Raw genomic sequence first — 23,973 nt, forward strand, 5'->3', positions numbered from 1 at the left:
TTACTCTATAAAAGGCTCGTCATTTGCTGTAAAAAATCAGCGACGTGCTTATGCAGATTTTCTCGATAAGCCCAATGATGCTTGACCTCGTAACTTGCCTCATTGGGCAATAGTATTTTCATCATTCCTTTTTCTTCATAACGCTTGGCCAAATCATTGGGTAAGTAGCCGACATGATGACCTGCCAAAATCAACTGTGCGGTCGCCTCCATATGGTAAGTGGTGGCGCTTAACGTTTTTGGGCGGACATGATTGATACTCAAATCAGTAATATAGCCTCGTTTTATCCATGGATAATTTTGTTCCAAATCCTCAAAGGTTAAACCGTCTGCCTCATAAAATAGCCGATGCTCGCGTCCGCAGCAGACGACCTGTTTTTCGATAAATGCCGGCTGAAAGGTCAATAGCGGCGGGAAGCTGCCAAAATAGCCCACGCCAATATCACTTTCATTGCTAAGTAACTTATCAAGCATACTCTCAGGGCTTTGCACATCGATAGAAAAATGTATCAATGGATTATTACGATAGCTTGCTGCCAAGCACTGACGTAACGCATCATAAAAAACTGTCGGCATTTGATCGATAAGACACAGTCGAATATGACCGCCGCGTACCGAATCTAATTGCCGAATATAATGCAGTTGATGCTGAAAGCTGGCCACCGCCTCATTAAAACTTAAACATGCTTCGTAAACCGCTGCGCCATCTTCGGTGAGCTTAAATCCTGCGCGACCACGATGACAAAGCGTCATACCCAAACGATCTTCTAAATGGCTTAAATGACCGCTAATGACAGACGGCGTGACATTTAAGCGTGACTGCGCGGCGGTCACACCTTGACACTCCACGATGGCCATAAAGCTCCGCAGGGTTTTGATGTCAATTTTTATCAATTCATCTAGCATCGAAAGTTATGTCCCCGTATCTATTCTCTTAACCGATTTTTTTATAAAACTTCTATAAATAACGAATAAATCAAAGTTACTACGAAAAATTAGAAGTTTACTTCTAAATTTTACCATGGTCTCGCCTCCGATATTTAGGTATTGTCAGAGCTATAGAAAAAAGAGCATAGAAAAAAAGTAATGTAGATAAAAAGTAATATAGACAAATTGTCTGTTTTGACCAATCGATACAAGGATGTGAGTGATGAAATTTAATCAACCATTAAGCGGCAACGATATGCCAAGATTTGGCGGCTTCGCCTCTATGATGCGCCTGCCAACCCAAGCCGATGCTGAAGGACTGGATGTAGCATTTGTTGGGGTGCCTTTAGATATTGGCGCCTCAAACCGTAGCGGTGCAAGATTGGGTCCGAGACAGATTCGCGATGAATCACGCATGATTCGCCCTTATAACGTCGCCACTCGCGCCGCACCTTTTGAATCCTTACAAGTCGCTGACATTGGCGACGTGCCTATCAATACCTTTAACCTGTTAAAAAGCGTCGATATTATTGAGAAATTCTATACCGATAAGATTCTCAGTCATGGCGCTATTCCCTTGACATTAGGCGGTGATCATACGATTGCACTGCCTATTTTGCGTGCGCTCGCCAAAAAACATGGCCCTGTCGGTATGGTACATATCGATGCGCATGCCGATATAAATGATGAGATGTTTGGTGAAAAAATCGCCCATGGTACGCCGTTCCGCCGAGCTGTCGAAGAGAACCTCATCGATGGCAACCGTGTGGTGCAGATTGGCTTACGTGGCACAGGTTATAGCGCTGAAGAGTTTGATTGGTCAACCGAGCAAGGTTTTCGCGTCGTGCCTGCTGAAGAGTGCTGGTATAAATCACTGACACCACTCATGGCAGAAGTACGCGAAAAATTAGGCGACGGCCCTGTCTATTTAAGTTTCGATATCGATGGTATTGATCCTGCGTTTGCACCGGGTACGGGAACCGCTGAAATCGGTGGTCTGACGTCAACACAAGGTATCGAAATCATTCGCGGTATGCGTGGCCTTGATGTGGTTGGTGGCGATTTAGTAGAAGTGTCACCGCCGTATGATCCGTTTGGTAATACCTCGGTACTAGCCGCGAACCTGCTATTTGAGATGCTATGTATCCTACCGGGCGTGCGCTATGACGATAAGGTTAAAGCCATTTATTAAGCATGACTTATAATTCCAAACTGTCCTTTATAAGGAATTAAAGGTCAGTTTAGCTTGGATTTGATACTGAACGACTTATTTAATTGCGATTGAATTTTTTAGGATGATTAACTCATGACGCATTCTCTGCAAACGCCTTTTTCATTACCGAATTCCGCGCCAACTGCCTCATCTTTAACTTGCGGTGAGCTGCTTGTCCAGTGGTTAGAGTATTACAGGGTTGAGACGGTATTTGGTATTCCGGGCGTACATACGGTCGAGCTATATCGCGGCCTGCCGAGTACCAATATTCGTCACGTGACACCGCGTCACGAGCAAGGCGCAGGCTTTATGGCCGATGGTTATTACCGCGCTTCTGGTAAAGTGGGGGTTTGTTTTATCATCACTGGTCCCGGCATGACCAATATCATGACGGCGATGGCGCAAGCCTTGGCGGATTCTATACCGATGCTGGTGATATCTAGTGTCAATAAAGTGCAGCATACCGGCAGCGGTGAAGGGCACTTGCATGAATTGCACGACCAGCAAGGTATGGTCAGTAAGGTTGCGCTTATGAGTAAAACCGTCTGGCAACCTGAGGCGTTACCGAAAGTCATCGCCGAAGCTTTTGCGTTATTTAATGGCGCGCGTCCAGGGCCGGTGCATATCCAGCTGCCTATTGATGTGATTACCGCCGATGCCAGTCATGTCGCCAAGCCGCCTAAGCTAAATAAGCTAGACACTTCTCTCAACAGCCAATCTACTAATAATATTTTGGCGCAACTACAAGCAAACAAACCACTTCCTAACCCTGCGCAATTAGATTTGATTGTTGAAACCTTAAAAATGGTAAAAAATCCAGTCTTGCTTTACGGTGGTGGCTGCGTGGATGTTAATCATGACGCACAAAAACTGGCAGAGCTTATCGATGCGCCGACATTTTTGACCATCAATGCCAAAGGGTTGTTGCCGCCTGGGCATATGCTGAGTTTGGGTAGCAATCAGTCATTGGCTGTTGGTCGCGCTGTCATTAGCGAGGCCGACTTAGTATTGGCGATTGGCACTGAGCTTGGTGAGACCGATTACGACGTTTTCTTTAATGGTGGGTTCCAAATCAATGGCACGTTGATTCGTATCGACTGTGATGCTCAGCAATTACAGCGTCCTTTTAGAGCGGATATTGCCGTATTGTCAGATGCACAAATGGCTATCAGCGGTTTATGTACGCGCTTAGAGAATCAACCGCTGAATCATCAAGCCGCACCGCTAGTAGTAAAGGTCAAGCAAGCATTGATAGAAGAAATGACGCCAGACTTTGCTGGTCAAAACGCGCTGTTACAGCTGATTCGAGATGAAGTAAAAGACGTCATTTTCGTTGGCGATTCAACCCAGCCTGTCTATAGCGGCAATCTTGGTTTTGAGGCTTTGGCCACGCGCCGATGGTTTAACTCATCGACTGGCTTTGGAACCTTGGGTTATGGTTTACCCGCTGCGATTGGTGCCATGATTGGCGCAAACGCGCCCGTTGTGAGTCTGATTGGTGATGGCGGCATTCAATTTACCATCGCAGAGTTGATCTGTGCCGCCGAGCTTGAGCTGCCATTGATTGTCTTGCTGTGGAACAACCAAGGTTACGGTGAGATTCGCCGCTATATGCAAGAGGGCGGCTTGCCATTGATTGGAGTCAATATTAAAACCCCGAACTTTGAGCCGTTAGCCGCAGGATTTGGCGCCGGTTATCGTCGAATCACGGATAAGCAGCAGCTGCTAGACGCATTAAAAGAAGACATCAAAGGCAAACAACCAATTATTTATGAAGTTGATGAAGCCGATAAATTTCTTCTTGAAATGGGTAAGACCTTTACCTGCTTTAGCTAATATTCTAAAGCGTCATTGGTACTAAAAATAACTCATAAAACGTTATCTAACTGTTTGCTCAGTTCGCTCAATCTATGGATAGATTGGGCAGCCAAAGAAAAAATTGGCGCTCGTCGCCTATCAAGGAGGATTAAATGACGAACTATATCGATAAATCCCAGCAGCCAATTTTAGGCAACAATACCATCGTTTCAGGCACGCCAGAAGGCCTACATTGGCGAGCTTCAATGTGGAAGTTTTTGCTATTTTCAGCACTGGGTATTGCGCTGTTTATTATTCCCTTTCAGTGGGATGGCAAAGTCACCATTTTATTGGGCGTATTAACCGATACCTTGCAAGCAGTGCTGGGCAGTTATGTGGTTTACGCGGTATTGGCGATTGTGACGACATCCTTTATCGGGGGGCTGGCAGTTAAAGTATTAAGACCCAATCTGCATGAAGGCTCTATGTGGGCAAAGCTTTTTGATGTCGATTGGTTTTGGCTTGCTGCCCGCTTTTTGGGCATGCTGTTTGCGTGGATGATTTATTTACAAGTCGGCCCTGAATTTATCATCAATCGTAATACCGGCGGGGTGATTTTTGAAGACCTGATTCCTATTTTGATTCCTTTGTTCTTTTTTGCCATTTTATCCTTACCATTTCTGACTGATTTTGGTTTGATGGAATTTTTGGGTACTTTATCTAGCAAGGTGTTCGTTAAGTTGTTTAGGTTACCGGGTCGCTCTGCGGTCGATGCGATGTCCTCTTGGTTTGGCGCCGCCTCTATTGGTCTGCTGGTGACCATGCAAGAGTATGATAAAAGCTACTATAGTCAGCGTGAAGCGGCAATTATTGCCACCACTTTTTCGGTGACGTCCATCGCCTTTACTTATGTCGTTGCCAAAACTATCGGTGTCGATAATAACTTTGTTTTCTTTTATCTGACCATTGCTGCAACTGGTTTTATCGCTGCGATTATTATGCCGCGCATACCGCCGCTGTCATTAAAGCCTGACACTTATCATTCTGGCAAAAGTATGCTCGATGAAGAAATCCCTACTGAGTATTCTACTTACCAATGGGCGGTCAATCGTGCCGTCACGCGCGCGCATTCCATGCCAAGCTTAGGGAGGGTGTTTAAGCACAGCCTAAAGAACTTATTTGATATTTATTTTGGCTTAATTCCGGTTATTTTTGCTATTGGCGTCATTGGTCTTGGTTTGGCAGAATACACGCCGGTATTTAATTGGCTCTCTGCGCCGCTCGTGCCATTACTTGAATTATTGCAAATTCCAGAGGCAGCAGAGGCGGCACCTGCGATGATTATGGGCTTTGCCGATATGTACTTGCCAGCCTTGGTTGGTAAAAGTATCGAGAGTGAAATGACGCGCTTTATCGTTGGTGCGGCTTCTATTACCCAGATTATCTACATGTCTGAGGTGGGCGCGCTGATATTAAAATCAAACATCAAGCTGAACGTCTTAGAGCTGTTTATGATCTTTATCTTACGGACGCTGATTAGCTTGGTGGTCATTACGTCGGTGGCGCATCTATTGTATTAAGGCGTGTCTTCAATTCAATCGATGGACATCTAAATGGGCTAAAAATGGCTAAATTTTGCCAAACTTCATCAAATAGCTAGGTAATATCCCGATATTAACGGCGCTATTTTCCTTGTTTGACTGCAATTTATCTCATTTTTATCACCATTTTTAAAATGAAGACACGCCCTAGTCATGATTACAACCATCATTTGGCATTAAAAAAGCAGCGAACAGTTAGCGTAAAGACAACTTTATTAAACAATATAAGGCAACTAATCATCATGGAAATGACCAATTCTTTATCTTTAACGAGAGCCGCCGCTCAGCAAAGCATGAAAAATGAAGTTAGGTTAAATGCTGCCTACATAGAGGGTGATTGGGTCACGATTGCAGCATCTGATTCAGTAGATGAACATGCTTTATATGATCCAAACTCTGGCGAGGTCATTGCAAAAACTCATTTGTGCAATAGTACAGAGGTAGAAAGCGCCGCTCATGCCGCATCTCGCGCTTATGCAACTTGGTCGCAAACCAGTGTTGATGAGCGCGCGCGCTATCTGCAGGCGATTGCAGATACGATGTCGCAGCAGTTTGATAAGCTGGTTGGGCTGTCGGTATTGAATAATGGTAAGCCGATTGCAGAGGCGAAAATAGACGTGAGCGACGCCATTGCTTGTTATCGCTATTATGCCAATCTTATCATCGAGCAGGCGACTTGGTCTAAGGTTGCTACAAACGAGACAGGTATCCGCTTATTAAAAACCTATGCGCCGGTCGGTATTTGCGCCCTTATTGTGCCTTGGAACTTTCCGATGGTCACCACCGCTTGGAAACTAGCGCCAGCGCTGGCGGCAGGTTGTACAGTTATTCTCAAACCATCAGAGGTGACACTATTACCAGAGTTGATGCTGGGCAATATATTGTCTACTATTAAGCTGCCAAAAGGGGTGGTCAATATCCTACCGGGCGCAGCAGAAGTAGGTGCGGCAATGACCAGCCACCCGCTGATTGACAAAGTGTCTTTTACCGGCAGTAATGTCGTCGGTGAAAAAGTAATGCGCCAAGCAGCAACAGGTGTCAAGGATATCAGTCTAGAGCTGGGAGGTAAGTCCGCTATTGTAGTGCGCGCAGATGCTGATATTGATTATACCTGTGATTTAATCGTCGGTGGTATCTTTACCAATGCTGGACAAATTTGTTCTGCGACCTCAAGGCTGCTCGTCCATCAAGACATTGCCCAGTCGTTATTTGCGGCATTAAAAGCAAAAACAGAAAGCTTAAAAATAGGCGATGGTTTTGCTGTCGATACGCAAATGGGTCCATTGGTTAGCGCGCAACAACATGCGCAAGTCAAAAAGTATATCGATATAGCAGTTGATGAAAATCTTATTTGCCTAACAGGTGGCGAGATACTAGACCGTCAAGGATATTTTGCAACGCCAACTATTTATACAGATGTACCAGTAAGCAGTCAGTTATGGACAGAAGAAGTATTTGGACCAGTATTGGTCAGTACCACGTTTGCAGACGATACGCAGGCGATTGAACTTGCCAATGATAGTAAGTATGCCTTGGCAGCAACTATTGTCAGTGCTAATGAAAGTGGAGCGTTAGAGATGGCGCTACAAATTCAAGCTGGTCATATTTGGGTTAACGAGCAGCAAATTGTAGTACCTGAAGCAGGCTGGGGCGGGTTTAAGCAAAGTGGCATTGGTCGCGAGTTGGGTGCTGATGGCTTGTCTGCTTATCAGAAGAGTAAGCACGTTTTACTACCGTCATAATTGCTGTTTTTAGCGCCTTGTCATTTTAATCATTGTCATTTTAATCATCATGCTTTGCTGCGCTTAGAGTATTTTTCTATCTCGCTAATAAAAATCCCCTGTTATAGATATTCTATACAGGGGATTTTGGTTAATGCTTAGCCATAAGATGATAGATTACCACATCAAATCATCTGGAATGACGTAAGCGGCATAAGGATCATCTTCTGCCAGCTCGACCTCTGACTTGTCATTTGACACCACAATGAAACCTTCGAGCTTAGAGTTGATACGATCAGCTAGTGGACGAGGGAGCAGCGCATAATCGTCTTCTAGGCGTGCAATCACCACATGACCAGCTACGATTTGATCATAGAGCTTTTGGGTGATATAAATCTTTTTAATTTTGCCATTATCAACAAACTGATAAGTGATGTCACCCTGTGTTTCTGTAATCTGGTGCTGCTTAATCATCTGAATGACGTTGGCTCTTAGCGTCTTTTCTTCTAAAAGCTGCTGTTTTTCTTGATTAAGCTTTTGGTCTTTTTCTATTTTTTTGGCTTGAGCTTCTGCCAAGGCTTTTTTGGCTTCAAGGTTTGAGGCGTCACCAGTACGCTTGGCATGCTGCGACTGTTTGCTGATTTTTTTGGCTTTTTTGCTATCAACCAATCCAGCTTTTAAGAGTTGTTCTTGTAGGGCGTTTTTGGCCATGTCTATATTACCTAAGTACCTAAGTGAAATTGCCTAAATCTGAAATTATCTAAATTGTAGACTTTTAAAAAGTTATGGTAACAAATTTTGCGCAGTCATGTCACAGTGTAGGGTGAAAATTATTCAATATGTCCTAACGTTAACGTATAAAATTCTTGATAAAAAATAATTATGTATAAAGAATTATCTCATTATGTTTAACGTGAGAGGACAAACCTTTCATTCCAAGTATCAAAAAAGCGTACCCACATTGTGAATACGCTAAAAGCCATATAAGTTTGAAATAAAAATAGAGCTTAAGTTAGATTTAGGTCGCTATAGGTGTATCTAAATTAACGGCTGTTAATTTGCTTTTTTTGCTATCTACTGCTGCGTTCAAATTTACCAGGAAAATAGCAGTGGCTGCAATTACTCCTGGTATCGCGATAAACAAAAAGTTGGTCTGATGGCTTAGTTCGAGCGTGAGCAATGCTCCAGTTAATATAGGACCTACGATAGCACCAATACGACCAACACCTGATGCCCAGCCCATGGCTGTTGTTCGTACAGTCGTCGGATAATACTGTGCGACAAAGGTGTAGAGTAGTATCTGTGAGCCAATAGTGGTAGCGCCTGCAATCGCTATTAGAGTATATAATACTATCTGAGGACTGTTATAGCCAAGTAGTATTAAAGCCACGGCCCCCAACGCAAACATGATGGCTAAGACAGGTTTAAGATGAAATTTATCAGCCAGTACGCCGCCGCCGATAGCACCCACCATGCCACCAATATTGAGTGCAAATAAGAACAGCATGCTAGCCCCTAGTGAGTAACCAGCCTGAATCATTAGTTTTGGCAGCCAACTAGCCAGAGCGTATACCATCAGTAAGCACATAAAGAAAGCAACCCAAAACATAATAGTTGTAAAGCCACGATTTTTCATAAATAAAGCTTTAATTGGTGCATCATCGCCTTTGGTTGGCTCGTCCAGTAGCAAGCTGGTAGAAGTGGTAATCGTTTCTTGTGGTGCCAATTTTTGAACAATAATTTTGGCTTCTTTATCTCGTTTTTCTTTTACCAAATACATTAAGGATTCAGGCAACATCTTCCAAATAATTGGTAAAAGTAGCATTGGAATGCCGGCGATATAAAACATAATCTCCCAGCCAAAATCTATCACCAAAAACGAACCCAGTAATGCCGATACCATACCACCAATGGCATAGCCACTAAACATTACAGCAACCAAGGTACTGCGGATACGTTTTGGCGCATATTCGGAGGTTAGCGCCACGCAGATAGGCATAACGCCACCAATACCTAAACCTGCGACAAAGCGCAAAGCCGCAAACTGCATTGGACCGCTAGCAAAAGCACCAAAAAAAGTAAAGCTACTGAATAAACCAACACAAATCATGATTGTTTTTTTGCGGCCAATTTTATCTGACAGCGTTCCAAAAATCATAGCACCGAACATCATACCAAAAAGCGCCGCACTGGCAAGAAAGCCTGCTTGTACGGCAGTTAATGACCATTCTTCCATTAGTAAAGGTAAAGCTACGCCATAAATAATAAGATCATAGCCGTCAAAGATAATAATCAATAAGCACCAAAATAACACCTTCCAGTGAAAAGGTGCAAATTTAGCTTCATCAATAACCCTATTTATGTTTAAGGTAGGTGAGTCCATTCTTTTTTCTCCGTGGGTAATATCCCTATAAGTATTTATTAAGTTATTGTTTTCTATCAAGTAAGTCAAAAACCATCTAAGTATTAATTTATACCTATAAGGTATGGATATTTGATGGAGCTTAATAAAGAGCAGTGATATACGCTAAAAAATAGAAAAGAAAAGCACCTGTATATCTAAAAGATATATAGGTGCTTTTTTCTAAACTGAATGAATATTTAAATTCTAAGTGATTAGAAGGTTTTTTTATTACTAGAAAATCTGCTGATATTCGTAATCTTATTCATCTTGCAGGTATTGCTTGATAAACTGATTGAAAATTTTAGGCTGTTCAATATTTGAAATATGCGAGGCATCGATAGTCGCAAGCGTAGCGTTGGGGATATGATCGACCATATATTGACCATCGGCAACCGTTGTCACTGGATCCTCAGAACCTGCAAGCACTGTGACAGGCACGCGGATGTTCTTTAACTGCTCGCGAGTATCAGCGACAGATAATGCCTCACAGCAGCTGGCATAACCCTCGCTACTACCAGCTGCGAGAGCATCAGATAATGCTTTAACGACATCAGGATAATTGTCGATAAAACTTGCTGTGAACCAACGCGAAGCAGCGGTAGCGGCGATAGGTTTTAGTCCTTGCTCACGTACCAATTGCGCGCGATCTACCCAAGCCGCTTCATTACCAATCTTTGCGGCGGTATTGCATAGCATCAAGTGATGGAAGCGCTCAGGATGATTGATAGCTAACCATTGACCAGTCATGCCGCCCATAGAGATGCCACAAAAAAATGCTTTATCAATGTTTAAATGATCAAGAAAATCAATCACATCTTGTCCAAGCTGATCGAAACTATAAGGACCTTTTGGTGCGGAAGACTTACCATGGCCACGGGTGTCGTAGCAGATAATAAAATAATCGTTTTGTAAGGCATCGATTTGCGGCTGCCACATATGATAGCTGGTACCTAAGGAGTTGGATAATAGTAGAGCGGGGTTGCTTTTATCGCCAAAAGTGGCATAGTTTAGGGCAATTTCTTGGTTATTAAATATGGGCATACTAAGCATCCTTATTTAGGATTAAAATGTTGAAGGCATATGTAGGGATGAGTATCACGCTTGGTCATTAACCCGCTCAATAATCATCGCGATACCTTGTCCAACACCAATACACATTGAGCATATGGCATAACGCTTATCAGTTTTCTCAAGTTGATTGAGTGCTGTTAAGATTAAACGTGCTCCTGAGGCACCGAGTGGATGACCAAGGGCAATCGCACCGCCATTAGGGTTGACGCGCTCGCTATCATCAGCTAACCCTAAGTCACGCGTACAAGCGAGAGCTTGGGCGGCAAAGGCTTCGTTTAATTCAATGACATCCATCTCATCGAGTGACAGTCCAGTTTGCTTAAGCAGCTTTTTCATCGCCGGTGCTGGAGCAAAGCCCATAATACGCGGCTCAACACCTACTGTAGTTGAGGCAACAATACGTGCACGCGGCTTTAGATTAAACTCTTTAACGGCTTGCTCTGATGCTACTAAAAAAGCCGCTGCGCCATCATTGATACCTGACGCATTGCCAGCCGTCACGGTGCCATCTGAGGTGACGATAGGGCGCAGTTTGGTCAACTTCTCAAGTGTGGTATCAGCACGAGGGTGCTCGTCGGTATCGACGGTGACAGGATCGCCTTTGCGTTGCGGGATGCTGACTGGAGTAATCTCATCTTTGAAAAATCCTGCCTTTTGCGCCGCTGCGGTACGTTGTTGGCTACGTAATGCAAATGCATCTTGGTCAGCGCGATTGACATTGAACTGCTCTGCGACGTTTTCAGCGGTTTGCGGCATCGTTTCCGTGCCATATAGCTCATCAAGCTTTGGATTGATAAAGCGCCAGCCCATCGTGGTATCTTCGAGCTTTTGACTACGACTAAACGCTTGATCTGACTTGCCCATTACCAATGGCGCACGGCTCATGCTCTCAACACCACCTGCAATAATAAGGTTGGCTTCACCCGCTTTAATCGCGCGCGCCGCTATCGCTAACGCATCCATTGACGAGCCGCATAAGCGATTCACGGTAGTGGCAGGCACTTGATAAGGTAAGCCAGCTAGTAACGACGACATACGTCCGACGTTGCGGTTGTCTTCACCGCTCTGATTAGCACAGCCGTAAATAACGTCATCTACTTGTACCCAATCGACATTGGTATTACGTTCGATTAGCGCCTTGATAGGGATAGCACCTAAGTCATCGGCACGTACAGGGGCTAGACCGCCGCCGTAGCGACCAAAAGGGGTGCGAATGCCATCGATAATATAAGCATTATTTAAACCAGTGGTTGAATCAGTCATCATCCTTGTCCTTTTTATTATTTTGAATTTGCAGCATCAATTAATGTCGCACCAGTCAATGCTTGTAAGTCCGCAAAGCTTAAGCCATCGACCATTTCAGTGACGACCAAACCTTTATCAGTGACGTCAATGACACATAAGTCAGTATAAATACGATCCACGCATTTTTTGCCAGTCACAGGGTAGGTAAGCTTGCTAACGATTTTAGGGTCGCCAGTTTTGGTGGTGTGATTGGTCATCACAAAGACTTTTTTGGCACCGACGGCTAAGTCCATAGCGCCGCCAACAGCAGGTATTGCATCTGTCGCACCGGTGCTCCAATTGGCTAGATCACCATTTTCAGCCACTTGAAACGCACCCAATACGCAAATATCGATATGACCACCACGCATCATGGCAAAGGAGTCGCCATGATGAAAGAAGCTACCGCCATCAAGCATGGTAACGTACTCTTTTCCGGCATTAATCAGCTCGGGATCTTCTTCACCTTTAGCAGGTGGTGGTCCAAAAGCTAGTAAACCGTTTTCTGAATGCAAAAATACATCTTTATCATCCGGTAGGTATTTTGCAATTTTGGTCGGTAGTCCGATGCCTAAATTGACATAGGCACCATCTGGAATATCTTGTGCAGCGCGCTCGGCGATTTGATCGCGGGTCAAAACGGTGTAGGAAGTATGGCTCATGATTATGATCCTTATAATTAGCAGTATTAAGCGGTGGCTGTAGTAGCTGTGTTAGAAAGTTAAGCGCTAGCATATTCAGTGCTAGCAGGCTGAATTTGCACCACATGCTGCACAAAGATACCCGGCGTAATAACGTGCTCAGGATCAAGCGCGCCAAGCTCAACCGTTTCGGAGACTTGGGCGATAGTAATATCAGCCGCCATTGCCATGATTGGGCCGAAGTTACGTGCAGACTTGCGGTATACCAAGTTGCCCCAACGATCGCCTCTAGAAGCTTTAATTAAAGCAAAATCAGCCTTGATCGGATATTCAAGGACATAGTTTTTACCATCGATTTCTCGAGTCTCTTTACCTTCTGCGAGTAAAGTGCCAAAGCCTGTGGGCGTATATACCGCACCGAGTCCCATACCTGCTGCTTGAATACGGCAAGCCAGATTACCCTGTGGTACTAGCTCCAGCTCAATTTTGCCAGCATGATAAAGCTCATCAAATACCCAAGAATCCGATTGACGCGGGAAAGAACAAATGATTTTACGCACAGCGCCCGTTTTTAAGAGCTTGGCAAGGCCGTGATCGCCATTACCGGCATTATTATTAATGATGACCAAATCCTTTACGCCTAAATTAATAAGGCCATCAATCAGTTCAGCAGGTTGACCTGCTGTGCCAAAGCCACCAATCATAATGGTGGCTCCGTCTTTAATTTGACTGAGTACGTCAGTGATATTTTTATCTGCTTTATTAATCATGTTTATATCCTATAAAAAGTCATATGAGGTAGTATCTTTAAGATTGATAAGCGGTGTACAGGTTGAGTCATTACTCTGACACTACTTAATTTTTTTGTAAGCGAGTTATTATTAATTGGCTTCATTATTAGAGGTCGTTAATGAGATAGATGGTGTTGGTAGTAGGCGTTTTTTGGTCAGAATATAGTAAGCAATCATGCCAATAACAATGCCCCAAAACACAGAGCTTAATCCCAAAAAGCTCATACCCGATGCTGTCGCCAAAAAGGTAATTAACGCTGCATCTCTTTGCTCATCATTTTTCATAGCAATGGTGATATTGGCAGAAATGGCGCCGATTAACGCAAGGCCGGCGAGTGCCGCGACAAGCTCTTTTGGAAGCAAGCTAAATACCATCACGATACTGCCAGCAAATAAACCGCCAAATAAATAGAAGATGCCATTAGCGACACCTGCGATATAGCGCTTTTCCTTAAGTTCATGCGCATCTTTACCAGTACAAAGCGCGGCTGTGATAGCGGCAAGTACGATAGTGATACCACCAACACATGCAACTGCTAACGAGGCGAGGCTTGCGACACTCACAATAGGCTTGGCTGGCGTGTCGTAACCGCTAAGATTTAAAATAGCCATACCCGGTAAAAACTGGCCAGTTAAGCTCACAAGGATGAGTGGTATAGCGAGGTTAAACGTTGAGTTCCATGACCATTCAGGTGCAATAAAAGTAGGTATGGTAACGGCTAAATCGAAATGGACAGGGTTCATTTTGCCAAGTAAGACGCTTAAGATAACACCGCATATCAATACCCAGATCATCGTATAGCGCGGCGAAAAGCGTTTGGCTAATAAATAGCAACCGAGCATGCTAAAGACGATAAATGGCATGCTATCAGTGGCTTTAAATAATTCTAAGCCGAATTGAAATAGGATGCCTGCCATCATGCCAGCGGCAATACCGTTAGGAATCCATTTTAATATTTTGTCGAAGTAACCGGTCGCTCCAACAATAAATATGACAATCGCTGAGATGATATAACCGGCGACAGCTTCATTAATACTCATCTGTGGAAATAGGGTAACCAGTAAAGCGGTACCAGGGGCGGACCATGCTGTAATAACCGGTGTTTTATATTTAATAGATAAATAAATACCAGGAATGGCAGCACCGATGGAGACACCCCAAATCCAAGACGCCATCATGGCATCTGAAACTTGTGCGGCTTGTGCGGCCTGAAAAAAAATAATCAAAGGACCCGCATAAGAAATAAGAACCGCTAAGAACCCTGCAACCGATGCGGATAGCGACCAGTCGTTTTTTAAGGTTTGGATTACAGAGGCCATATTGCTTCCTTGCAAATTAGCATTCGTTACGGGGTTGCAAATTAAGATGCATGCTACTAATTGGCAGATTTATTATTAGCCTTCGTCGCCACCGCCCACAGGAATGGTACTACCAGTAATATAAGAAGACTCATCGGATGCTAAAAACAAGATGGCATTGACTTGCTCATCAATCGTGCCGTAGCGTTTCATAAAGGTGCGATCAATGGTCTGATCAACCACCGCATTCATCCATGATTTTTCATCATCAGTTAATGGTTTGGCGTTACGTGGAATCTTTCTGGGCGGCGCTTCAGTACCGCCAGTTGCCACAGCATTCACGCGTATACCATCGTTTGCATACTCAAAAGCGAGCGATGCGGTCATGGCGTTCACGCCGCCTTTCGCTGTCGAATAGGGTATGCGGTTAATACCGCGAGTAGCGATAGAGGACACATTAACAATAGTGCCTGATTGCTGTTTGACCATGGTTGGTAAAACAGCATGACAACACCATAATGTTGGAAATAATGAGCGGCTGATTTCCTTTTGGATTTCTGCTTCAGAGAAGCTGGTAAAAGGTTTCATCCATATTGCGCCGCCGACATTGTTGACCAATATATCGATACGCCCATAGCTATCAAGTGCCTTATCAATAGCCTCTTTAGCACCTTGATGGGTTTCAAGGTCAGCTTGAATAGTAACTGCATCCCCACCGTTAGTGATGATTTCAGCTAGCACCTCTTCTACTAATGGAGAGAAGTCTGCCATGACGATTTTTCCGCCTTCGCTTGCCAAACGTAAAGCGACTCCGCGTCCGATGCCTTGGGCGGCACCAGTAACGATACATACTTTATTATCAAATCTTTTACTCATGACAGTCTCCTAAAAATCTTGCTCATGCTTTGCTAGTAGAGTAATACGGCTAGGCTACGTTATTGTTCACTGGGCGTGAATTTTTCATAGTAAAAATTACTCGGTTTTAGATTGCTGCTGTCTAACCAGTTACTCACCGCATCCACCATCCCTAACGGACCACACAAGTAGACATCGACGTCACCATCGTTCAGCCACTCATTATCAACATGACCGGTAACATAGCCTTTACGCTCATGCTGGCTGTCTTCAGTGGCGACACAGGTGCGGTAGTCAAACCAAGGGTGGTTTTGTTTGACTTCTTCTAGTTTCTCAACTTCTATAAGATCAAAGTCGTTGGTGACGCCGTAGACCATCCTGACAGGATGATGAGCACCAGACACCTCTAAACTTTTTAGCATCGATAAAAAAGGCGCGATACCAGTACCACCTGCTAGAAATAGGGTCGGGCGGATTAGAGGGCGCAGGTAAAAGCTACCAAATGGACCCTCAAAATTAATCTCTTGACCTATAGTCGCAGTATCAGATAAAAAGGTACTCATCTTGCCATTAGGAATATTGCGGACGACAAATTCGGCCTGATTGGCGCTAGGTATAGAGCTAAATGAATAGGAGCGTGTCTCGTTAGAGTCAGGAATACTGACATTGACATACTGGCCTGGCAAAAATACTAGTGCATCTGGATTGTCGACTTCGACGCCAAAGTGAATGGTAGATTCTGACAGTACATTCAGCTGTTGTAGTTTGCCTTTGAATACAGACTTGCCGACTTTACAGGCTTCAGAGGAGGTTGGTACTTTGATCACGCAGTCGCTTTCTGGAATCATCTGACAGGTGAGTACATAACCTTCAGCAGCTTCAGCTTCTGTCAGTGCATCTTCGATATACATATCAGGGTGCATGTCGTAACTGCCAGATTCACAATGGCAACGGCAAGTACCGCAAGCACCATCTAGGCAATCCACAGGGATATTGAATTTTTGACGATAAGCGGCTTCGGCGACGGTTTCGTCGGCTTCACATTTGATGAAGCCTGTGACGCCGTCTTCGAACTGTAGAGCAATATTATATTCCATGAGAAATATCCCTTTTCAACACGTATTAATTAAAAGCTAGTGGCTAAATAATGAGTGAATAATGATTAGACGTGATAGACGTCCATGATTTGATGCACATAGTCGTCTTTTAAGACCACATACTTATCCAAAATTTTTGGTTGGTCTTGAGTCATGTCTATTTTGTACTGAGAGTAACCCCAATAGGTATTGGTCTCGTGATAGCGAAAGGACTTGTTGATCCAGTTGAAACGTACCGTCACAATACCGTCATTGTCTTCGAGTAATTCAATATTCGATAAATTGTGCGTGGTACGCGTATCAGGTATGGTCGCTGATGAGCGCTCAGTCTCGATGCGGAAGATACGATCTTCAAGACCACGGCGATCCGGATAATAAATCAGCGAGATTTCTCGTTGTGGGTCGCTGATGAGCTGACCATCATCATCCCAACTTGGCATCCAAAAGGGACAGTCTTCATCGTAATAAGTGAGCCATTCTTCCCATTTTTTCTCATCCAATAAACGCGCTTCACGGTATAGAAACTGTCTAATGTCTTCAATTTGAACAGTTGCATTTTTCATGATTGATATCCTTATTTTTTGTCAGTTCTACAATAAATAACAGAGTAATAATAAACATGTATTAGTCGCTATTAGCACCGTGTAGCTGCTGCTCTTGCTCTAGCGCTTTTTTCATTTCTTCATGCCAGTAGCGATGTTGAACTGTATATAGTCCTTCATCTTCAGTTTTAGCACCACTCATTAAAGGTTTGAGGTCAATAGCGGCCGCGCCTTCATCTGCCCCTTGAATCCAATGCTCAGAGCCTCGGCACATATCATTCCATTCAAGCTTGATACCGTTATAACCTTCTTGACACGAGCGGAATTCTTCTAAGTCATCAGGTGTTGCCATACCAGTAACGTTAAAGAAATCTTCATACTGACGAATACGGCGTGCACGTGCCTCATCGCTTTCGCCTTTTGGTGCGATACACCAGATGCTGACTTCAGTTTTGTCAACCGCGATCGGGCGGAGCATACGAATTTGTGAGCTGAACTGATCCATAATGTAAACGTTCGGATATAGGCATAAGTTACGTGAGCGTCCAATCATCCAGTCCGCCATGGCTTCACCGTAATTGGCGATATAATCATCGCGATAGGCATAGTTTGGACGATCTTGTGGGTTTTCCCATTGTGTCCATAACAGCATGTGACCGTTTTCAAAAGAATAAAACCCACCGCCTTGTCGACCCCATTTGCCAGCGTTCATGGCTTTGATATTGTCTTCTTTGACCGCTTCAGTTTCTTTACGGCGTGCAGTAGTAGCAGCGTAGTTCCAGTGGACGGCTGAGACATGATAGCCGTCGGCACCGTTTTCAGCTTGCAGTTTCCAGTTACCATCAAAGGTATAGGTGGAAGTGCCGCGTAGAACTTCTAGACCTTCTGGCGACTGATTGACAATCATGTCAAGAATTTTGGTAGAGCCGCCAAGCCATTCTTCGATTGGCTGCACATCATCATTTAAGCTGGCAAAGATAAAGCCTTTATAATTGGCCATCTTTACTTGTTTTAGGTCGTGTGAGCCTTCTTTATTGAAGCATTCTGGATAGCCTGCATGTCTTGGGTCTTTAACTTTAAGCAGCTTACCTGAGTTGTTAAAGGTCCAACCATGAAATGGGCAGGTGTAAGTGGCTTTATTGCCTTTTTTATGTCGGCAGAGCTGTGCACCACGATGTGAGCATGAGTTAATCATGCAATGCAGCTCGCCTTCTTTATTGCGGGCAAGAATAACAGGCTGACGACCAATGTATGAGGTGTAGTAGTCGTTGTTATCAGGAACTTGAGACTCATGAGCCAAATACACCCAATTGTTTTCAAAGATGTACTTCATCTCAAGCTCGAACAACTCTTCGTTAGTGAAGGCGCTACGATGCAGGCGATAAATCCCTTTTTCACTGTTCTCTTCTAAAAAATCATCAATAGTGATGTCTGATCCTTCAGGTACTAGATTGATACGCTCGCTCATGGCTGCCTTCCTTGTATAATGACGGTATAAAATGAGATTAGAAGCTAACGTTTGATACGACAACTGAGGACATATCAAACGTAAGTCGCTAATCGTTATTAATTAATGCTATTTAATATGAGTGCTCATTAACCTTGAGCACGGCGGCGTTCTACTTCGCTGCCTTGTATAGCTTGGTCAATGTCTTTTACTAAATGAAAGTCAAAGTCGATACTTGCGTAAGGCTTATCAAGCGCTTTTTCTTTTAGCTTGTCCGCATCTTCGACCATCGTTACCTCTGGTACCAAACCTTCGCGGCTTGCAAAAGCAAAGTCATCCCATAGGTACTCATCGCCATCGATGTTAATCTGCGTGGTCAGTTTGCGATGACCGTCAGCACTGGCAAAGAAATGAATGTGAGCTGGGCGATGACCGTGACGTCCTAGCGCGCCCAATACTTTTTGCGTCATTCCTTCTGGTGGTACCGAGTAACCTAGCGGAACGATGCTGCGGAATGCATAATTGCCGTTTTCATCGGTAATGATGCTACGACGTAAGTTGAAATGAGACTGTGATTCATCAAAGAAAGAGTAGTTACCTAAGCTGTTGGCATGCCACACTTCAACTTTTGCGTTTGGAATAGGCTTTCCATCTTCACCATAAACAGTGCCTTGCATAAATAGCACGGTACCATTGTCAAGGTCAGTACCATCATCTAGACGCGCAAAGCCCTTTTCTTCTGGCGCACCAGCGACATAGAGTGGACCTTCAATAGTACGTACAGTACCACCGTCAAGACCGGCTGCTTTTAAATCCTCTTCAATCATTAAATCCATGAAGTGATCGAAACCCAAGCCTGGTGATAATAAACCAGCTTCTTTGCCCAAATCACCGATAAACTCAACGCCAGACCAATATTCATCGGCAGTGATTTTTAAGTCGTTAATGGTTTGCATAAGGTCGGTAACGATACGCAAGACAATCTCTTGTACGCGTGGATTAACTTGCTCAGGGAAGTCGATTTTGCCTTTGATGAACTGAGTGGCTAATGCTTCAATTTGGCTGCGTTCCATGTCTCTCTCCTTGTTGAGGACTGTTTTATTAAGGGGTAATTACAGTGAGTATTCTTACTCAGTTTTTATAGATTCTGACATCAGCTGTACTGTCTTGATTTAGCTGTCATCACTACGAACAGATGATGGGTGACGTAACAATGGTGTCACTTCAACCTTCATGTACGGATAGAGCGGTAATGACATCATAATGTCGTGTAGCTCTTCATTACTCTCAACATCAAAGATACTGAAGTTAGAGTACTGACCGGCTATGCGCCAAATATGACGCCATTTACCTTGCTCTTGGAGCTTTTGTGATAATGCTTTTTCGGTGGCTTTAAGCTCGTTGACCTTGTCGGCGTCCATATCTGTTGGGATTAAGACATCCATTCTGACGTGGTATAACATAATTATTTCCTTATATTTGATGACGGGTAATTTTTTTAGCTGTTACAGTATTTCAGTTTGAGCATTAGTGGCAAATTGCGGCTTCGATGATTTAAGTGAATTATTGATTGCTTGATTGGCGTAGTGATAGACTTTATCGCTATCTACTTCGATACCAAGACCTGCGCCCATAGGTACATTTAAACCAAAATCTTGATAATCAAGAGGCTGTACTAAAACGTCTTCGGTTAATAGTAAAGGACCAAAAAGTTCTGTATCAAAATTTAAACTGGGATAGGTTGAGAATACATGGGCGGATGCGGCCGTACCGATAGGACCTTCTAACATGGTGCCACCATAGAGCTCGATACCTGCTAGATGTGCCATTTGTCCGATTAAGCATGCTGCTTTTAATCCGCCTGCTTGATTGATTTTCACGGCAAAGACGTCAGCACAATGATCTGCTGCTAAATGAAAGGCATTCTGAGGATCTTGGACAATTTCATCCGCCATAATGGCCACATCGAAATGTTCGGTTAAGCGTTTTAGGGCGGCTTTATTGCGCATTGAGACAGGTTGTTCTATTAAATCAACGCCGCCAGCTTGCAATAGGCTAATACCTTGCATTGCCTCAAGCTCTGTCCATGCTTGGTTAACATCAACTGTAATGCGGCAATCAGGCAGCGCTTTTTTGATAGCCAATACGTGGGCAACATCATCAATAATCGGATTGCTACCGATTTTTAATTTAAAAATGCGATGGCGCTTTTGCTCAATCATACGCTTAGCTTCGGCGATATCGGTCGCTGTATTGCCGCTGGCAAGCGTCCATGCCACTTCGATACGGTCACGAACACGGCCACCAATCAGCTCACTTACTGGTAGGTTTAGGCGTTTGCCTTCGATATCGAGTAGGGCAGTTTCAATCGCGCACTTTGCAAAGCGGTTGCCATTGATATGAAGACTTAGCAGCTGCAAGGCTTTTGCTGGGCTAGTAGGCTGTTCTTTTAATAACAGAGGCGTAAAGTAGGTGTCGATATTAGTCTTGATGCTATGAGGGCTTTCTTCTGCGTAGCTTAGACCGCCAATGGTGGTTGCTTCGCCCCAACCTTCATAGCCATCTTCTGTTTGAATGTGCACCAACACCAGAACTTGTTCGTTCATAACGGTACAAGCGAGCTTATGAGCTCTTATAGTAGGTATCGGTACCAATAAAGTATTAATTGAACGAATCATAACAGTCCCTATTAAGTTAATGCTGCTTCCTTATGCTTAATAAGAACTATAGTTGCTGTATAACGACATGTCTAAGACCCATTTAGTCTATTATTAATACCTTTTAGGTATTTTGATAACCAACCCGCACCATGTTATGTTCTTTAGGTATCGATAAGCTTATAGATCACTCAAGGAATAACATTCAATGGAATTGAGACATTTACGCTATTTTGTAGCGGTGGCAGAGGAAAAAAGTTTTAATAAGGCAGCAGAGCGTTTGTTTATTTCACAGCCACCGTTAAGCCGTCAGGTAAGACAGTTAGAAGAAGAGATAGGTGTCACGCTCATTGATAGGGACAATCGCCCTTTAAAACTTACTGAAGCTGGCGAGTTTTTTTATGATCATGCGCTGCAGATAATAAAGAAATCAGATGATCTGCGTGCTATGACTTTTCGTAAAGGCAGTTTTGACAACTCACTCTCTATAGGTTTTGTATCGTCGATATTATATGGCATATTGCCAAAAGTGATTGCGCGCTTCAGAGAGGTCTATCCAAATATAGAAATTAAGTTATATGAATTAAACTCTTGGCAGCAAACACAAAGCTTGGTAGAGGGTAAAATAGATGTTGGTTATGGAAGGTTATTATTCGAAGACGCTTCTATTAGGCGATTACTATTAAGAGAGGAGAGCTTAGTTGTAGCTGTTCCTGTTAAACATCGTTTGGCACAAGAGAGGCTAAAAAGTATTAATTTAATGGATTTAACCAATGAAAACTTATTGTTATATCCGATGGCACCTCGTCCTAGTTTTATTGACTATGTCTTAGAGTTGTTTGAGGCACGCAATCTAAAAGCAAACTATTTTACTGAGGTACGTGAGTTGCATATTGCTTTGGGATTGGTAGCAGCAGGTGAGGGCTTGACTATCGTACCAAAAACGCTTGAGCATCTGCGGAGTCAGGAAGTGACTTATATTCCTTTCGAGGACGGGCTTTTAACCTCGCCTATCGTCATGAGTGTGAGACACTTTGACAAATCAGAGCTATTAAAAACATTGTTGGAGGTGACTTATCAGATTTACGATAAAGAAGGGTTTGATTATAAGCGTGAGCAAATTTGAGAGACTCTGCACTCATTAAGAATCCTAATATGAACTCATAAAAGGATAATTTTATGCAAGAATTTCATTATAAAGCCTTACCAGTTGACGTTCATTTTGGCGTGGGAAAGTCAGCTGAAACCAAATATATATTACTTCAGCATGGTTATCATAAGGTATTAGTGATTACGACACCTGGTCAAGAAGAAGCGGGTCGTAAATTGGCAAAAGAACTACAAGAAATCTGTGCAGGCGTGTATCCGCATGCTGTCATGCATGTGCCAGTTGAAGTGGCGAATAAAGCAGTAGAATTTGCCAAAGAGAGTGATATTGATTGTTGTCTGGCTTTGGGCGGCGGCTCTACAATTGGATTTGCCAAAATAATTGCTTTAAAAACACATTTACCTATCGTTGCCATACCGACTACCTATGCTGGTAGCGAGATGACAGCCATTTATGGTTTGACCAAAAACAATCTAAAAACCACTGGCAAAGACAGTCATGTCCTACCTAAGGTAGTGATTTATGATCCGAAGCTAAACCAAGCATTACCCGCTAAAATCTCAGCTTGCTCAGGTATGAATGCTATGACGCACGCTGTAGAAGCGTTATATGCTGAGGATAAAAACCCAATCGTCAGCCTGATGGCGATTGAATCTATCAAAGCATTAAAGTCTTCCTTGCCTGTGATTGTCAAAGAGCTCACCAATATTTCAGCCCGCCAAAAAGCAAGCTATGGTGCATGGCTTGCGGGTATTTGTCTTGGTTCGGTTGGTATGGCCATTCACCATAAAATCTGCCATACCCTAGGTGGCACTTTTAACCTACCGCATGCGCAAGCACATGCCATTACGCTTGCGTATTCAGTACACTACAATCGTAACGCTGATATTGAAGCGATGGATAGACTGGCAGAGGCTTTGGACGTCAGCAGCCGTGAAGAAGTTGGCTTGGCAATTTACCGTCTAAACCAGTCTCTAGGTATTGAATTGGCACTAAAAGATATCGGTTTACCTGAAGAGGGTCCCGCTGATGTGGCAAGGATGGTGTGTGACAGTCCTTATTATAATCCTCGTGAATACAATTACGATGAACTAGAAGGCTTATTACAAAGAGCTTATAAAGGTTTACCGCCTGCTTAAGTATCATTATGGGTTTTATGTCCTAGATTAACACACCAAGTGCAACGCTAATTAATGGAATAAAACACTTGGTTTGGCGTTTTAAACCCCAAACGCTTTCTTGGTCTGTTGTTTAACCTGTCTTCGATGTTCTGAACCTCATCATCAGATACTTGTCTAAAGTCTCATCCTTTAGGCAAGTACTCTCTAATCAAGCCATTGGTATTTTCGTTTGTTCCTCGTTGCCATGAGGCATAAGCATCAGCAAAGTAGAACCCCCTATAGAGTCTTTGCTTAATGGCTTTATGATCCGCAAATTCCTTGCCATTGTCAGACGTAATCGTCTTAACGTGTAGTCTCACTGAAGTTAGCATAAATACCATCGCATCCGCGACCAGATG

The 23,973-nt window shown here is 43.6% G+C and carries 22 protein-coding genes; 6 read left to right on the forward strand and 16 right to left on the reverse strand.

Annotation, left to right across the window (positions count from 1 at the left end; translation table 11 throughout):
* Positions 1-5: 5 nt before the first annotated feature.
* A complete protein-coding gene (locus tag B2866_RS08450) occupies positions 6-905 on the reverse strand; it encodes a LysR family transcriptional regulator (protein WP_296192766.1) in 900 nt (299 codons plus the stop codon).
* Positions 906-1,149: 244 nt separating this feature from the next.
* Between B2866_RS08450 and speB the strand changes: the two genes are divergently transcribed.
* The 4 genes from speB (at position 1,150) to B2866_RS08470 (ending at position 7,279) form a co-directional block, all read left to right on the forward strand.
* Positions 1,150-2,118, forward strand: coding sequence for an agmatinase (gene speB, locus B2866_RS08455; protein ID WP_296192769.1), 969 nt, complete (start codon positions 1,150-1,152; stop codon positions 2,116-2,118).
* Between the two features lie 114 nt (positions 2,119-2,232).
* Complete coding sequence (locus B2866_RS08460; protein WP_296192772.1) at positions 2,233-3,975, forward strand: 5-guanidino-2-oxopentanoate decarboxylase; 1,743 nt, start codon at positions 2,233-2,235, stop codon at positions 3,973-3,975.
* A gap of 134 nt (positions 3,976-4,109) precedes the next feature.
* The gene (locus tag B2866_RS08465; RefSeq protein WP_296192775.1) at positions 4,110-5,516 is read left to right on the forward strand and encodes a YjiH family protein; all 1,407 of its coding nucleotides are present in this window, start codon (positions 4,110-4,112) and stop codon (positions 5,514-5,516) included.
* 263 nt (positions 5,517-5,779) lie between these two features.
* On the forward strand, positions 5,780-7,279 hold the full coding sequence (locus tag B2866_RS08470; RefSeq protein ID WP_227514997.1) for an aldehyde dehydrogenase family protein: 1,500 nt from the start codon (positions 5,780-5,782) through the stop codon (positions 7,277-7,279).
* Positions 7,280-7,435: 156 nt separating this feature from the next.
* Here B2866_RS08470 and B2866_RS08475 read toward each other — a convergent pair whose 3' ends face one another.
* The 14 genes from B2866_RS08475 to B2866_RS08540 all read right to left on the reverse strand — a co-directional run bounded on the left by B2866_RS08475 (position 7,436) and on the right by B2866_RS08540 (position 21,367).
* Positions 7,436-7,969 (reverse strand): DUF2058 domain-containing protein, encoded by a 534-nt coding sequence (locus B2866_RS08475; protein WP_296192779.1) that lies wholly within the window; start codon positions 7,967-7,969, stop codon positions 7,436-7,438.
* 307 nt (positions 7,970-8,276) lie between these two features.
* Complete coding sequence (locus B2866_RS08480) at positions 8,277-9,641, reverse strand: MFS transporter (RefSeq protein ID WP_296192818.1); 1,365 nt, start codon at positions 9,639-9,641, stop codon at positions 8,277-8,279.
* Positions 9,642-9,920: 279 nt separating this feature from the next.
* The gene (gene pcaD / locus B2866_RS08485; protein WP_296192782.1) at positions 9,921-10,703 is read right to left on the reverse strand and encodes a 3-oxoadipate enol-lactonase; all 783 of its coding nucleotides are present in this window, start codon (positions 10,701-10,703) and stop codon (positions 9,921-9,923) included.
* A gap of 54 nt (positions 10,704-10,757) precedes the next feature.
* A complete protein-coding gene (pcaF, locus tag B2866_RS08490) occupies positions 10,758-11,996 on the reverse strand; it encodes a 3-oxoadipyl-CoA thiolase (RefSeq protein ID WP_296192821.1) in 1,239 nt (412 codons plus the stop codon).
* A 17-nt stretch (positions 11,997-12,013) separates the two neighbouring features.
* Positions 12,014-12,679 carry a 3-oxoacid CoA-transferase subunit B gene (locus B2866_RS08495; RefSeq protein WP_296192786.1) on the reverse strand — a complete coding sequence of 222 codons (666 nt, stop codon included), beginning with the start codon at positions 12,677-12,679 and terminating at the stop codon, positions 12,014-12,016.
* Positions 12,680-12,738: 59 nt separating this feature from the next.
* Positions 12,739-13,428: a 3-oxoacid CoA-transferase subunit A gene (locus B2866_RS08500; protein WP_238052631.1), complete on the reverse strand. Its 690-nt coding sequence runs from the start codon at positions 13,426-13,428 to the stop codon at positions 12,739-12,741.
* A 111-nt stretch (positions 13,429-13,539) separates the two neighbouring features.
* Positions 13,540-14,769, reverse strand: coding sequence for a benzoate/H(+) symporter BenE (gene benE / locus B2866_RS08505; protein WP_296192794.1), 1,230 nt, complete (start codon positions 14,767-14,769; stop codon positions 13,540-13,542).
* Between the two features lie 75 nt (positions 14,770-14,844).
* Entirely contained in the window at positions 14,845-15,624 is a 780-nt protein-coding gene (locus tag B2866_RS08510) for a 1,6-dihydroxycyclohexa-2,4-diene-1-carboxylate dehydrogenase (protein WP_296192798.1), read from the reverse strand.
* A 59-nt stretch (positions 15,625-15,683) separates the two neighbouring features.
* Complete coding sequence (benC, locus tag B2866_RS08515) at positions 15,684-16,700, reverse strand: benzoate 1,2-dioxygenase electron transfer component BenC (RefSeq protein WP_011513598.1); 1,017 nt, start codon at positions 16,698-16,700, stop codon at positions 15,684-15,686.
* Positions 16,701-16,765: 65 nt separating this feature from the next.
* On the reverse strand, positions 16,766-17,263 hold the full coding sequence (gene benB / locus B2866_RS08520) for a benzoate 1,2-dioxygenase small subunit (protein ID WP_296192800.1): 498 nt from the start codon (positions 17,261-17,263) through the stop codon (positions 16,766-16,768).
* 61 nt (positions 17,264-17,324) lie between these two features.
* Entirely contained in the window at positions 17,325-18,710 is a 1,386-nt protein-coding gene (gene benA / locus B2866_RS08525) for a benzoate 1,2-dioxygenase large subunit (protein ID WP_296192803.1), read from the reverse strand.
* Between the two features lie 128 nt (positions 18,711-18,838).
* Entirely contained in the window at positions 18,839-19,762 is a 924-nt protein-coding gene (catA, locus tag B2866_RS08530) for a catechol 1,2-dioxygenase (protein ID WP_296192806.1), read from the reverse strand.
* 99 nt (positions 19,763-19,861) lie between these two features.
* The gene (gene catC / locus B2866_RS08535; RefSeq protein ID WP_011513602.1) at positions 19,862-20,152 is read right to left on the reverse strand and encodes a muconolactone Delta-isomerase; all 291 of its coding nucleotides are present in this window, start codon (positions 20,150-20,152) and stop codon (positions 19,862-19,864) included.
* A gap of 42 nt (positions 20,153-20,194) precedes the next feature.
* Entirely contained in the window at positions 20,195-21,367 is a 1,173-nt protein-coding gene (locus B2866_RS08540) for a muconate/chloromuconate family cycloisomerase (protein WP_296192809.1), read from the reverse strand.
* A 187-nt stretch (positions 21,368-21,554) separates the two neighbouring features.
* Between B2866_RS08540 and B2866_RS08545 the strand changes: the two genes are divergently transcribed.
* Together B2866_RS08545 and B2866_RS08550 are read left to right on the forward strand one after the other, a co-directional pair.
* Positions 21,555-22,472 carry a LysR family transcriptional regulator gene (locus tag B2866_RS08545; RefSeq protein WP_296192810.1) on the forward strand — a complete coding sequence of 306 codons (918 nt, stop codon included), beginning with the start codon at positions 21,555-21,557 and terminating at the stop codon, positions 22,470-22,472.
* 53 nt (positions 22,473-22,525) lie between these two features.
* On the forward strand, positions 22,526-23,593 hold the full coding sequence (locus tag B2866_RS08550) for a maleylacetate reductase (protein ID WP_296192813.1): 1,068 nt from the start codon (positions 22,526-22,528) through the stop codon (positions 23,591-23,593).
* A 164-nt stretch (positions 23,594-23,757) separates the two neighbouring features.
* Here B2866_RS08550 and B2866_RS08555 read toward each other — a convergent pair.
* Positions 23,758-23,973: IS30 family transposase (locus B2866_RS08555; protein ID WP_296192816.1), on the reverse strand; the 216-nt coding region annotated here is incomplete at its 5' end.

It is taken from the genome of Psychrobacter sp. UBA3483, assembly GCF_002377905.1.
GTDB lineage: Bacteria > Pseudomonadota > Gammaproteobacteria > Pseudomonadales > Moraxellaceae > Psychrobacter.

Coding starts and splice junctions, on each gene's coding strand:
- B2866_RS08450 (WP_296192766.1), bottom strand. CDS start 905: ATGCTAGATGAATTGATAAAAATTGACATCAAAACCCTGCGGAGCTTT.
- speB (WP_296192769.1), top strand. CDS start 1,150: ATGAAATTTAATCAACCATTAAGCGGCAACGATATGCCAAGATTTGGC.
- B2866_RS08460 (WP_296192772.1), top strand. CDS start 2,233: ATGACGCATTCTCTGCAAACGCCTTTTTCATTACCGAATTCCGCGCCA.
- B2866_RS08465 (WP_296192775.1), top strand. CDS start 4,110: ATGACGAACTATATCGATAAATCCCAGCAGCCAATTTTAGGCAACAAT.
- B2866_RS08470 (WP_227514997.1), top strand. CDS start 5,780: ATGGAAATGACCAATTCTTTATCTTTAACGAGAGCCGCCGCTCAGCAA.
- B2866_RS08475 (WP_296192779.1), bottom strand. CDS start 7,969: ATGGCCAAAAACGCCCTACAAGAACAACTCTTAAAAGCTGGATTGGTT.
- B2866_RS08480 (WP_296192818.1), bottom strand. CDS start 9,641: ATGGACTCACCTACCTTAAACATAAATAGGGTTATTGATGAAGCTAAA.
- pcaD (WP_296192782.1), bottom strand. CDS start 10,703: ATGCCCATATTTAATAACCAAGAAATTGCCCTAAACTATGCCACTTTT.
- pcaF (WP_296192821.1), bottom strand. CDS start 11,996: ATGACTGATTCAACCACTGGTTTAAATAATGCTTATATTATCGATGGC.
- B2866_RS08495 (WP_296192786.1), bottom strand. CDS start 12,679: ATGAGCCATACTTCCTACACCGTTTTGACCCGCGATCAAATCGCCGAG.
- B2866_RS08500 (WP_238052631.1), bottom strand. CDS start 13,428: ATGATTAATAAAGCAGATAAAAATATCACTGACGTACTCAGTCAAATT.
- benE (WP_296192794.1), bottom strand. CDS start 14,769: ATGGCCTCTGTAATCCAAACCTTAAAAAACGACTGGTCGCTATCCGCA.
- B2866_RS08510 (WP_296192798.1), bottom strand. CDS start 15,624: ATGAGTAAAAGATTTGATAATAAAGTATGTATCGTTACTGGTGCCGCC.
- benC (WP_011513598.1), bottom strand. CDS start 16,700: ATGGAATATAATATTGCTCTACAGTTCGAAGACGGCGTCACAGGCTTC.
- benB (WP_296192800.1), bottom strand. CDS start 17,263: ATGAAAAATGCAACTGTTCAAATTGAAGACATTAGACAGTTTCTATAC.
- benA (WP_296192803.1), bottom strand. CDS start 18,710: ATGAGCGAGCGTATCAATCTAGTACCTGAAGGATCAGACATCACTATT.
- catA (WP_296192806.1), bottom strand. CDS start 19,762: ATGGAACGCAGCCAAATTGAAGCATTAGCCACTCAGTTCATCAAAGGC.
- catC (WP_011513602.1), bottom strand. CDS start 20,152: ATGTTATACCACGTCAGAATGGATGTCTTAATCCCAACAGATATGGAC.
- B2866_RS08540 (WP_296192809.1), bottom strand. CDS start 21,367: ATGATTCGTTCAATTAATACTTTATTGGTACCGATACCTACTATAAGA.
- B2866_RS08545 (WP_296192810.1), top strand. CDS start 21,555: ATGGAATTGAGACATTTACGCTATTTTGTAGCGGTGGCAGAGGAAAAA.
- B2866_RS08550 (WP_296192813.1), top strand. CDS start 22,526: ATGCAAGAATTTCATTATAAAGCCTTACCAGTTGACGTTCATTTTGGC.